Here is an 11,476-nt window from a genome sequence, read left to right as displayed (position 1 = left end):
CCACCGATGCCAGAGAAGTTATTAACCTTAGCTGAGTCTCGGTGGTAATCAGGAATAATTAAATGCGCAGTAAGATTATTACTGCGCATCTTTATTATGAAGGGGTCACAATTAACGTTATTCCTTCTACATCAACAACCACAACCTTCTGCCCTTCAACTAAATCAACATCTGTTTTTACACTCCATGTAGTATCACCAAACTGCAATCGACCATTTCCGGCATTCATTGCTTTTTCTACAGTGATAATTTGCCCAATCATTTGAGCGCCACGTTGATTTAATTTTGAAATAGAAGCATCTGTCTTATCTTTTTTATGCTGATAACGCCACCATAGCCAAGTTGTAAAGAGTGCAAACACTGCAAAACAAACCCACTGCAAAGGCCATGAAACAGGTAATATAAATAATAAAATACCAACTAGAACAGCTGAAATACCAAGCCACAATAAATACCCAGCAGTGCCAAGCAATTCAAGTAGCAACAACACTAAGCCTATTGCTATCCAATGCCAGAAATTCATTTGTTCTAGTAAGTCGATCATGCATTCCCACCTTTATCTTTTTTATTGCCCCATAGCTCAACAATTCCGGCAACAGATCCCATCAAGCCTGTAGTTTCTAGTGGCATCATTATAACTTTACCATTCTCAGACTGCCCTATCGCTTTTAGTGCTTCAGTATAGCCTTGTGCGACAAAGTAATTAATTGCTTTAACATCACCATTCGCTATTGCATCTGATACCATTTTCGTTGCTTTAGCTTCAGCTTCGGCTTCACGCTCTCTCGCTTCTGCTTGCAGAATCACTGACTGTTTTTCACCTTCAGCTTTTAAAATTTCTGATTGCTTTTGTCCTTCAGCACGGAGAATTTGAGCTTGGCGCACACCTTCAGCTTCTAAAATTTCAGCACGTTTATTTCGTTCTGCTTTCATCTGCGCGTTCATAGCAGCGGTTAAATCTGTAGGCGGTTGTACGTCTTTTATTTCAATACGCGTGATCTTAATTCCCCACGGATTGGTCGCTTGATCGACGATGGTGAGTAGACGGCTATTAATGGTATCTCGTTGCGATAGCATTTCATCAAGTTCCATAGAACCCAACACCGTACGCATATTCGTTAACGTTAAATTACGAATAGCGAGTTCAAGATCTGATACTTCATATGCTGCTTTTGCCGCATCGAATACTTGAATAAAACAAACTGCATCAATTGTTACTGAAGCATTATCACGAGAAATAACTTCTTGAGCGGGAATATCTAACACTCGCTCCATCATATTCACTTTATTACCGACTTTATCAATAAAAGGAATAATCAAATTAAGACCCGGACGAAGTGTTTTGGTATAGCGTCCAAAGCGCTCTACTGTCCATTCAGAGCCCTGACTAACCGTTTTAACACAAGATGCAATAATAACTATCGCAACAAAAATAAATATAGCAATTGTAATTAACGAATCATATGGCATAGCGTCTCTCCCTAATAAGCGTTAAAACATTGTACCATCGTGGAAAATTAATATGCATCAACACACAAGAAATGAGACGTAGTTAAAAAGAGAAAATATTGATTAAAAATGAACAATCAGCAAATAAAGAAAAACGCCAAATGTATAAACATTTAGCGTTCAATTTAATCTTATTCTGTATTAATGCTGGCTAAATAATTAGCATTTACGCATAGTTACATCTTCAAACTCACCATCAATCACAGTATGTGTTGATTGCTGACGGTAATCCGTATCAACTTTTCGATCTCGTCCTGCAAAACCTTCACTAAAAGTTCGCTCTTCAAATTGAACACCTTCTGATGCTAATTTGCGCTTAATAAATGGTTTTGCAATTAATGCCGCAACCCCCATCAAAAGAGCCATAATTGCAGCAAAAGAAATAGTAAATAGTCCAATAACTACAGCAACAAAACCAGTAAGTAAATTTTTCATGGCTAAGCCTCTCTTTATAATATTTTTGGAAGGATAATAGTTAACACACTGGTTACTATCGCCTTCTTAATCTGTTCTGTACTTCACATAGCAGTTATTTTTAGCTTTTAACTAAATTAACTGACTAAAGATGAATCAAAGATGAACATATAGCGTGGTGTCCACAATCTACATCTTCTCTAACGGAAAACTGAAATTTACAAAAGGCCGTTAGTAGTACAAGTTATAAAGAGTATGTATCTATTTAAGGTGGGAGGTAGGACTTTGGAATACCTACAACGATGAGTCAGCTCCAATCTCATCGAACCTTAATCCCGCCATGTCGGCGATGTCCTAACTTAACGTCACCGCAAGCTAGGTCGGCACAACCCGTGATAAGCCAGATTATAGTCGCTGATTACTATTATTCTCTGCACTCCCCGCTTCAAGCCGTCGCTTAAAGCCTTAAAACTATAACATTTTAAAATTTACAAAAGCAATAATAAACAACAAGTATGCGTTACTTTTAAACTACCTCAACTGACACTTCACATTGTATACGGCTAATTTTATGATCTGCCAACAAAAAATAGGCATTTTGAGGTAAGTCTTGTTCAAAGGTTTCGTTGTAGCTCATGTTTGCATACACACCTCTAAACACTGCACCTGTTAGTCCATGCGAAACAATAATAAGATGATCGGGAATGAAGTTATCATCTAAAAATTCTTTGATCCGATGAACAACAGATTCATACGATTCACAATTTGGTGCGGATAAATACCAATCGCGATGATTTAATAACTTCGGATTATTGTGAACTAAATCTGGAATAAAACATGTTTCCCAATCACCTAAATTAAACTCTTTTAAGCGTTCATCGGTCACAATACAATTGCTATCAATCCCTAATTCTTTACAGACTATTGTCGCTGTTTCAATCGCTCGACCGAGTGGACTACAGTAAACAGCCCATTGCTTTTTATTACCAATTTTTTGACAGAGCGATGCACCAATCATAGATGCTTGTGCTTTCCCTAATTCCGTCAAACCTGAGTTACAATGTCCTTGTAAGCGTTGCTGAGCGTTAAACGTTGTTTGACCATGACGTAATAGATAAATGCTTTTTGACATTGTATTCCCCTTGCGATTAAAGGAAATTACACCACTTATCACCTTACGACAAGTTGAACACTCTTTTAAATACCGAATTGAATATATAAAAAACTCTATTGTGTAATCAACATTACGAAGAGATCAATGATTTACAGAATATTAAGATTGAATAAAATCGGGGCTATCTATAAAGAAGAGCAGAAAGAGAGAGAATAGTGAGTAAACCTACCCCCTCATAAGCATTATGGCTATAGTTAGCGACTCATCCAGATATCGCTAAAACGTTGCGTTGATATATGAAAAAACAAATCATCCTTTTGTTTATAAACATTAACAAACGTTTTTTCTATATCGACAAATTCTGTATTTCTAAATTGAGATACAACAAATGTTAAATCGTTATTACTCTTAGGTGTATAAGCCCAATAATTTAGATTGTCTTCATTTCGCTTACAATGCTTTTCCATCTCAATTGTTTTGCCATTAATAACCATGGATACTGTGCCGTTAAGCCCTTGAATATTACATTGACTTAAAAAACGTTCAAAACCATTATTGTTATACTTCGCTTTATAAAGTTTAAAGAATAACTTTTTCCCACCTGTTTCTGGTGGTGTGATCAACGCAGATAAGACGTAATGTCCGTCAATACTTGATGAGTTCCAATCCTCTGCTTTCACATTTAATGAACACATCATCATTAATAAAGATGCGATACATAACAGCTTACTCATATTATTCCTTTAACATCAATAACAGCTACAATACAAAGAAGAAACGTCCTTTTGAATTAGTTTAACAGCAATGTTATGCGTCATCAAAACAATCAGTAACCCCGCTAAAACTAAATATGTAAGTTTTATACATACTTTCTGTATTTTTTCACCAGTACAGATGGTAATTAATATTATAAATAGACATTGAAATATAAAAAACTGAGAAGTAAATCACTATAGAAGCCGGATAGTATTCATGTTACATACTTAATCTTGTCCCTTATCGCAAAATAATCAATTTAAATTTCATTTAATTTATGAGAGATTAACCGCACAAAATAACAACTAAGTAATCAAATTACCTACTTAATTGTGAATCCTTTTCAGCTTTTCCAATCGTATAACCTCATGTTACTACAGGTAATATATTGACAGATATAATACTAAATTCTCTAGAACGATATTTATTAACTATGATAGCTTTATACGCCTACTAACCCGGTATCTTATAGTTTATAAAATGAGGGTTTAACAGTACACATCATCGTTAAGCTGCTATCTGATGTTATAATTTTACAATATCACCAGTAACAGCTGTACCTGCTAATATGGTGCTATCTTTTAAAGTAAGTACATCAGCCACTGGCAAGCTTCTTCATTTGTTTATTAAAAGTATAGCTTTTATTGTTTTTACGTTTTCAATGTTAGTTTAGGTATCATTATATTTTTGATTTCTTTTATTTTAATAACAAAACATAATTAACTCATTTATCAAATATAATACAATTCACATTTACCAATACAATTAAGAAATACACCCTGATATGTGTAGATTATTTCAACGATAAGATGATACTTTGCAATATAATATATTGGTAACTATCTTCTTATATTAGATCCTTTAAAGTCCTAATTTATTTAAATCTAAATACTGCTCTATCGCATCAGCTACCTGATCAATTCCCGCTTCTTTCATCTGTTGAAAGTCAGGCGTTTGTATATCTGTTAAACCAGCCCACGTTAAGATCGCATCACAAGCAGATTTCCGCTCAAAGATCCCGTGTAAATATGTACCAAAAACTTGGTTTTCTACACCCAACATGCCATCAACACTATCGTTGAGTTTTATAGGTGCATCTTGCTTTGTTGTACCTGAAGTGACTCCCGCGTGGATCTCATAACCAGATACAGCAACTGTCTTTTGTGCCGGAAAAATGAGCGTTCCAGATACTTGTTTGAGCTGTTTATACTTAGTGATCTCTGTTGTTATCGGTAAGTAACCCAACCCTTGTGTATCTCCGCACTCGCCTTCAATACCATAAGGATCTGAGATTAACTCTCCGAGCATTTGATAACCGCCACATATTCCCATTACTTTGCCACCGAAACGTAAATGACGCTGTATCTGTTTATCCCAGTGTTGAGACCGTAGATAATCGAGATCGCTGCGTACACTTTTAGAGCCCGGTAAGATGATTAAATCAGCAGGCGGTATTGTTTGCCCTTTACCAATAAATTGTAAGTTGACCTGTGGATGCATGCGCAAAGGATCAAAATCAGTATGATTACTAATACGTGGTAAAACAGGAACAATAACCGTAATTGAGTTGTCTTTAATATCTACTTGTTGAACATCAATGGCATCTTCTGCTTCTAACATTAAGCCATGTAGATAAGGCAACACACCAATAACTGGTTTACCTGTTTTTTGTTCAAGCCAATCAAGCCCTGACTCTAATAATTTAATATCTCCTCTGAATCTATTTATAACAAAGCCTTTTACTCGCGCTTGCTCAGATTCAGATAATAGAGCCAATGTGCCATAAAGATGAGCGAATACCCCTCCTCTATCTATATCAGCAACAATAATCACAGGAATATCAGCTTCTTCAGCAAAGCCCATGTTCGCAACATCATTTTCGCGCAGGTTAATTTCAGCAGGGCTACCAGCACCTTCTATTATCACCGCATCATATTCTTCCGTAAGCCGCTGGAAAGATTCTAATATTGGCTTCATTACAATTTGCTTATAGCTGTTATAGCCAATTGCATCCATGTCTTCCAACGCCTTACCCTGAACGATAACTTGTGCTCCAATGTCAGTATTGGGTTTTAATAACACAGGATTCATATGAACGGTGGGCTCTATACCACAAGCGAAAGCTTGTACTGCTTGTGCTCGACCAATTTCGCCGCCATCTTTCGTTACAGCACTATTAAGCGCCATATTTTGTGGTTTAAATGGCGCAACACGAATGCCTTTACGCGCAAGTACACGGCAAATACCTGCAACGAGCACACTTTTCCCTGCGTCTGAAGTCGTACCTTGAACCATTAATGTCCGTGTTGTTTTAATTATTTTTTCCATATTTTCTTTTATTAAATCCTGTAAATATATTGCAATTAATTACAAAATGGTGGCCATTGAAGTTGAGGCCAATCTTGATGGTCATCATGATAGACAGTAATACGCATTCTTGCAGCATAAGGTAAATGAATGCGATGAAGGTAAGTGGTATTGCGTGGCATTTCTAACAATTGTCGTAGTAATTGACGCATGACACCAGAATGGGTGACCAGTAGAATTTTTTTGCCTTTATGCTGTGCCAACAAGTCTTGCCAAGCTTGTTTTATTCGAATATCAAATTGATCTAGTGTTTCACCATTATGTGGTGCACTTCCGTCTTCACACACTTGCCATGGATTGTGCCAATAATGATCAACATCATCACCGAGTTCTTCTATTAACTGCTTACGCGTTAACCCATCCCAATCGCCAAAATCCATTTCTCGCCAGCTATCGCTCTGCAAAGCATTAATCGTGAATTTTTGTGCTATTTGATCAGCAAATGAAGAGCAACGTTGTAAGGAGGAACTTACAACACAATCAAGTTCTTTAAGATTTTCGATAGCCGTCTTCATTTGCTCAAAACCTTGTTCAGTTAGTACAAAATCAGTGTGGCCTCGTAGGCAATTATCACCTTCAGGTAAACCGTGTCGTAGAATATCTATTTGGGTTATTTTTGCCATTAGATTCTCATCTGATTATACAAAGCTTAGTGTCGGACCTTTTAAAACTTGTGGTATACCTGCGGTTACAAATATTACCCGCGCTGATTGTTTCGCAATCGCTTGATGCAGCCAACCACTCTCATCGACAAATCGGCGAGAAACCTCACCTAGTGGCACTATTCCTTGCCCTACTTCATTACTCACTAAAATGATACGCCCTTTCGCTTGGCTAATCGCTTGCAAAAATTCTGCTTTTGCATCTTCCCATGAATAATGACCAATGGGCTGAAATAAGCAGTTATTTAACCATAACGTTAAACAATCAATTAGTAGGCAGGTCTGGTTATTACCATGCTCACGAATAACAGTTGCCAAATCATAAGGTTCTTCGATTAGCATCCACTGCGAGGGACGTTGCTGTTGGTGTCTTTGTATACGTTCAGCCATTTCACTATCACAAGTAGTTGCTGTCGCAATATATTTAACAATCAAGCCAGATTGTTCTGCGAGTTGTTCCGCTAAACAACTTTTACCAGAACGGGCACCACCAAGGATCAGTTCTGTACCTTCAAACGGATATTCATACATAACAAACCTATTAATCATTTAAAATACAGTATGTTAACTTATTAACTCCATAGTGTATTGAAACATTTCACAGTTATGAACATGAATAAAAAATAATTACGCTCATCAGACTTGGGGGCTACCGCCATAAATACCAAAAACGTCTTAATTGTAAGACTGCAGAACAATAAAAATCCTATTTCATTATGACTAAATTTGATTTTTATCATCAACGACTAATACTTAGGCTATAAATTAAACAATCGTTCGGGGGGGGGGAATTATGACATCTCAACAAGTACGGCTTATTGATGTGTTGAGAGTTCCAACAGTTTTACTTACCTTAGATTCAAAATCCCTTTATCAAATCATCACTGAAGCTCGATATTTATCATTGCTAGGACAACTAAAAAAGACCTGTGAACGTCATGAGATTTGGCAAGAACTACCACTTTTTTTTCAGCAACAGTTAATTTCAGGTTTTCATAGTTTTGAAAAACAAAAGCAATCATTAAGGTTTGAACATCACGAATTAGCCAAACAGCTAAACGGTATAATACCTTCATGGCGCTATATCCGTGGTAGCGCATTACAACTTTCTGAAGTCGAGATATTTGCAGGCAGGATCAAAAACAATATTGATATTTTAATTTCTGAGTCATTTGTTGATATGGTTTTAAAACAATTATTAAATAATGGATGGCGTTATAAATATGTAACCGACTACGAGGAAACCTTCTATTGTCGTTGGTCTCAGCAAACGACCCCGTTAGTTCACAAAGACAGACGCACTGAACTAGCTATTCATTATCATTTATTACCTAAGACACTAACACATAAATTACAAGAAGCGCCTTTACTTCATCATCATACAGCGCCAAATCTTGCTTACCCAGCAACGCTCTTATCCCCTGAAGCCATGGTACTTCATCAAGCTATTATGCTGTTTAATCAGGTTGATTTTCATCATGGTTTACGTGATATCTACGATTTGAATTTACAATTTCAGCATTATGGTCAGCAGCGATTATTCTGGCATAACTTAATTCAACTACACCAGCAAATAGGAAAAGATAGCAGTTTGTATCTTGCTCTTTCCTTATGTCATGATTTATTCGATTTAACTATTCCCAGCGACATGCAGCAATTTTTAAACCAATATCAATCTCATCGTGTAATTTTCTGGCTTTATAAAGAAAGACTGACTGAAGTTATGAGTAATGCTTTTCCTAAACACCAAAACTCAAATTACCGTTTTGCCGTTAAATCATTACGTTTTCGTGGTAGATTAAAACGCATGCCTATTTATGCTATTGTTCCGCACATAATTAAACGAGGCGTATTGAATTTAATGCCTCATGAGGAAGATGAAGAAATTATTTACTAATGTGTTTCTATTTCATCAAATAAAAACCTCTTAAACACTTTCAACCAATAAATAGTTTAGGGGTTTAAGAGGTTTACAGAAAAGACTTATGTTAGAACTTCAAGTATTTCTTCATTGAACTAACACTTTTCTCGCCAAGTCCTGTTACTTTTTCTAAGTCTTTAGTACTTTTAAATTTGCCATGCTTTTTACGGTAATCAACAATCGCTTTTGCTTTTGCTTCACCAATGCCAGGTAACGATGCTGCAAGCTCTGACGCAGATGCGGTATTCACATTTACGGCTTTAAGCTGTTTTTTAACGGCTGTTTTTGACTTTGTTGCGGTCGTTTTCTTAGCATCTGTGGCAGACTTTTTAACTGCATCCTTTTTACTATCAAGCTTTGATGATGTTGCCTTAAGATCTTTTTTAGTCTCTGTTACTTTAGATGTAGATGTCTTTTTCGCTTTTTCTGCGTCTTTCTTCGCAGACTTCTTCACCTTAGTTATACAATCCATTTTTTTCTGCTTATCCGCCTTGTATTTAGTTTCACATTTCTTGATAAGCTTAGTGGTATCTGTTGATGCAGCCTGAGATGCAAATGGCAGAATAAATGCTAGTGTTAATAATAGTTTTTTAAACATAGGAAAGCTCCTTTATAAATAATCCTGTGTAAATTAAAGACGATTGAAGCCAAAAGATAAAATAAAACATCATAAAGTGTTTAAATCATCGTTTTTTATTCACCTTTACAGCTTAAACCATAAGTAAAGACTCTCCTTTTCTTTTACTTATAAATTTATCTATATGTTTTTAAAGTAATTTATATAAATAGCAAAGAAAACATAGCATGTTGTTTAATTTCTGTTCAAAGTAGTGTTGGGTTATGCGATCTTGTTAGAATTATTACAATTATTCATTACTAAGTGGCTACCTTTGGCTATAAGATAACTATCTTGTGGTCAGGTGAGTTAATAAATAACACCATGCTATGATTCACGATTCTTGCGTATAAAGGACTTTTGATGACAGACAACATGCTTTTTTACAAAACCTACCCGCACCCAAGCAGTAATGAATGGGTAGTGTTTGTGCATGGTGCCGGTGGCAGTTCAGCAATTTGGTATAAACAGATTAAGGCGTATAAACAACACTTTAATTTGTTACTCCTCGATCTTCGTGGCCATGGTAAATCCAATAACATGTTCAAAGATATGATCGCTAATCCCTATACTTTTAAAAGCGTGACAAAAGATATTGTTCATGTACTTAATCACTTAAAGATTCAATCAGCACACTTTGTTGGGATATCTCTAGGCACAATCATTATTCGTAACTTAGCAGAAATTGCCCCAGACAGAGTTAAAACGATGATTTTGGGTGGTGCGGTCACACGTTTAAATACCCGTTCTCAAATTTTAGTGAAACTAGGTAATATGTGTAAGCACATTATCCCTTATATGTGGTTATATCGTTTATTTGCCTATGTTGTTATGCCGCAAAAAAATCAACGCGAATCTCGACATTTATTCGTCAGAGAAGCCAAAAAATTATGTCAAAAAGAATTTAAGCGATGGTTTAAACTGGCAACAGAAGTAAACCCCATCATGAAATATTTTAAAGAAAAAGAACTGTCGATACCGACGTTGTATTTGATGGGCGCAAATGACTATATGTTTATCAAACCAGTAAAAGAAATGGTTCAACGACATAAGTTTAGTTTTTTGACTGAGTTAAAAGATTGCGGGCACGTTTGCAACGTTGAACGACCGGATGATTTTAATCAGCACTCCATCGATTTTATTAAACAACATAAAACCAGTTATACGGCTTAACATCTTTATTATAAAAAAGGCATAACACTGCTTAATGATCTTTTCTAGATCTTCAAGTACACGTTATGCCATTTTTGTTTCTGTTTATTTATTAATTAGCATGCAATATGCTTCGCTAAGAAAGCTTCAAGTTGCTTAGTTACAAATTCAGGTTGTTCTAAATTACTAATATGTCCTGCCTCTGGAATCAATACGTATTCGCTATCTTTGATCTCATCATGCATCAACTGCGCTTCTAGTGGTGGGCGCGGATTATCTTCCATACCTGATAAAATCAATGTGGGTGTTTTAAGTTGTTCTATATCGTCAAATGTATCTCGACGACCAAACACCATCTTACCCACTTGTGCAATTGCTATTGCTTTATCGCCTTTCAGAGAGGCTAAATGTTGTCTAAAGCCATCAACAAGCTCTGGTGTATATTTCTCGGCTTGACGACGGAAAAATAGTGGTACAACGCTATCAATAATGGCGCTTGGAATAGCTTGCTGCTCAATAATTGTATTTAGCATTGCAAAGTATTTAGCGTGTAATACTTCAGGCTCGTAACCTAAAAAAGTATCCATCAATACTAATGCTGTCACACGTTGAGGTACTTTTATGGCAAGTTCTGCTCCCCACATACCTCCCACTGATAAACCAATAAGTGAAAAGTTATCTATATTAAGGTGATCAAGCAGTGCAATAACATCATCAGCGTAATCACGCAACGTACGTGTTTTTTCAGGTGCGACATCAGCCTGACCATGCGACCATAACTCTGGCACGATACAACGATAATGCTGACTCAATGCCTCTATTTGTGGTTGCCACATCTTGCTGTCCCACAAATAACTATGACCCAAAACGAGTACAGGGCCTGTACCTTGATCTAAATACGTTAATTTACGATCTTCAATTACAAAACTTTGCATGCATATCCTTGTCATCATTTATACGTGATT

At 36.2% G+C, this 11,476-nt stretch carries 12 protein-coding genes; 2 read left to right on the top strand and 10 right to left on the bottom strand.

Annotated elements, in window-relative coordinates; all coding sequences use genetic code 11:
* Positions 1-94 precede the first annotated feature (94 nt).
* From I3259_RS11475 to cobU, 8 genes are all read right to left on the bottom strand, one after another.
* Positions 95-544: an NfeD family protein gene (locus I3259_RS11475; protein WP_238029753.1), complete on the bottom strand. Its 450-nt coding sequence runs from the start codon at positions 542-544 to the stop codon at positions 95-97.
* Positions 541-1,470, bottom strand: a complete 930-nt coding sequence (locus tag I3259_RS11470; protein ID WP_238029752.1) for an SPFH domain-containing protein — start codon at positions 1,468-1,470, stop codon at positions 541-543. Before I3259_RS11470 ends, I3259_RS11475 begins: the two co-directional genes overlap by 4 nt.
* A 198-nt stretch (positions 1,471-1,668) precedes the next feature.
* Positions 1,669-1,944, bottom strand: a complete 276-nt coding sequence (locus I3259_RS11465) for a hypothetical protein (protein WP_238029751.1) — start codon at positions 1,942-1,944, stop codon at positions 1,669-1,671.
* 505 nt (positions 1,945-2,449) lie between these two features.
* A complete protein-coding gene (locus I3259_RS11460; protein ID WP_238029750.1) occupies positions 2,450-3,055 on the bottom strand; it encodes a histidine phosphatase family protein in 606 nt (201 codons plus the stop codon).
* 236 nt (positions 3,056-3,291) lie between these two features.
* Complete coding sequence (locus tag I3259_RS11455) at positions 3,292-3,771, bottom strand: hypothetical protein (protein WP_238029749.1); 480 nt, start codon at positions 3,769-3,771, stop codon at positions 3,292-3,294.
* A gap of 883 nt (positions 3,772-4,654) precedes the next feature.
* Complete coding sequence (locus I3259_RS11450; RefSeq protein ID WP_238029748.1) at positions 4,655-6,121, bottom strand: cobyric acid synthase; 1,467 nt, start codon at positions 6,119-6,121, stop codon at positions 4,655-4,657.
* Between the two features lie 35 nt (positions 6,122-6,156).
* Positions 6,157-6,783 carry a histidine phosphatase family protein gene (locus I3259_RS11445; protein WP_238029747.1) on the bottom strand — a complete coding sequence of 209 codons (627 nt, stop codon included), beginning with the start codon at positions 6,781-6,783 and terminating at the stop codon, positions 6,157-6,159.
* Positions 6,784-6,798: 15 nt separating this feature from the next.
* Complete coding sequence (gene cobU / locus I3259_RS11440; RefSeq protein WP_238029746.1) at positions 6,799-7,353, bottom strand: bifunctional adenosylcobinamide kinase/adenosylcobinamide-phosphate guanylyltransferase; 555 nt, start codon at positions 7,351-7,353, stop codon at positions 6,799-6,801.
* 262 nt (positions 7,354-7,615) lie between these two features.
* Here cobU and I3259_RS11435 point away from each other — a divergent pair, with 262 nt between their 5' ends.
* Positions 7,616-8,719, top strand: a complete 1,104-nt coding sequence (locus tag I3259_RS11435; RefSeq protein WP_238029745.1) for a nucleotidyltransferase family protein — start codon at positions 7,616-7,618, stop codon at positions 8,717-8,719.
* Between the two features lie 91 nt (positions 8,720-8,810).
* On the opposite strand, the gene I3259_RS11430 is transcribed toward I3259_RS11435, so the two are convergent.
* Positions 8,811-9,341 carry a helix-hairpin-helix domain-containing protein gene (locus tag I3259_RS11430; RefSeq protein ID WP_238029744.1) on the bottom strand — a complete coding sequence of 177 codons (531 nt, stop codon included), beginning with the start codon at positions 9,339-9,341 and terminating at the stop codon, positions 8,811-8,813.
* A 381-nt stretch (positions 9,342-9,722) separates the two neighbouring features.
* Between I3259_RS11430 and I3259_RS11425 the strand changes: the two genes are divergently transcribed.
* A complete protein-coding gene (locus I3259_RS11425) occupies positions 9,723-10,532 on the top strand; it encodes an alpha/beta hydrolase (RefSeq protein ID WP_238029743.1) in 810 nt (269 codons plus the stop codon).
* 95 nt (positions 10,533-10,627) lie between these two features.
* On the opposite strand, the gene I3259_RS11420 is transcribed toward I3259_RS11425, so the two are convergent.
* On the bottom strand, positions 10,628-11,446 hold the full coding sequence (locus I3259_RS11420) for an alpha/beta fold hydrolase (RefSeq protein ID WP_238029742.1): 819 nt from the start codon (positions 11,444-11,446) through the stop codon (positions 10,628-10,630).
* Positions 11,447-11,476: the final 30 nt, after the last annotated feature.

Origin of the sequence: Photobacterium sp. Ph5, assembly GCF_022129445.1 — a bacterium.
Lineage (GTDB): Bacteria > Pseudomonadota > Gammaproteobacteria > Enterobacterales > Vibrionaceae > Photobacterium.
This window is presented reverse-complemented; position numbering and strand designations above follow the sequence as displayed.

Coding starts and splice junctions, on each gene's coding strand:
- I3259_RS11465 (WP_238029751.1), bottom strand. CDS start 1,944: ATGAAAAATTTACTTACTGGTTTTGTTGCTGTAGTTATTGGACTATTT.
- I3259_RS11470 (WP_238029752.1), bottom strand. CDS start 1,470: ATGCCATATGATTCGTTAATTACAATTGCTATATTTATTTTTGTTGCG.
- I3259_RS11430 (WP_238029744.1), bottom strand. CDS start 9,341: ATGTTTAAAAAACTATTATTAACACTAGCATTTATTCTGCCATTTGCA.
- I3259_RS11450 (WP_238029748.1), bottom strand. CDS start 6,121: ATGGAAAAAATAATTAAAACAACACGGACATTAATGGTTCAAGGTACG.
- I3259_RS11425 (WP_238029743.1), top strand. CDS start 9,723: ATGACAGACAACATGCTTTTTTACAAAACCTACCCGCACCCAAGCAGT.
- I3259_RS11420 (WP_238029742.1), bottom strand. CDS start 11,446: ATGCAAAGTTTTGTAATTGAAGATCGTAAATTAACGTATTTAGATCAA.
- I3259_RS11475 (WP_238029753.1), bottom strand. CDS start 544: ATGATCGACTTACTAGAACAAATGAATTTCTGGCATTGGATAGCAATA.
- cobU (WP_238029746.1), bottom strand. CDS start 7,353: ATGTATGAATATCCGTTTGAAGGTACAGAACTGATCCTTGGTGGTGCC.
- I3259_RS11460 (WP_238029750.1), bottom strand. CDS start 3,055: ATGTCAAAAAGCATTTATCTATTACGTCATGGTCAAACAACGTTTAAC.
- I3259_RS11435 (WP_238029745.1), top strand. CDS start 7,616: ATGACATCTCAACAAGTACGGCTTATTGATGTGTTGAGAGTTCCAACA.
- I3259_RS11445 (WP_238029747.1), bottom strand. CDS start 6,783: ATGGCAAAAATAACCCAAATAGATATTCTACGACACGGTTTACCTGAA.
- I3259_RS11455 (WP_238029749.1), bottom strand. CDS start 3,771: ATGAGTAAGCTGTTATGTATCGCATCTTTATTAATGATGATGTGTTCA.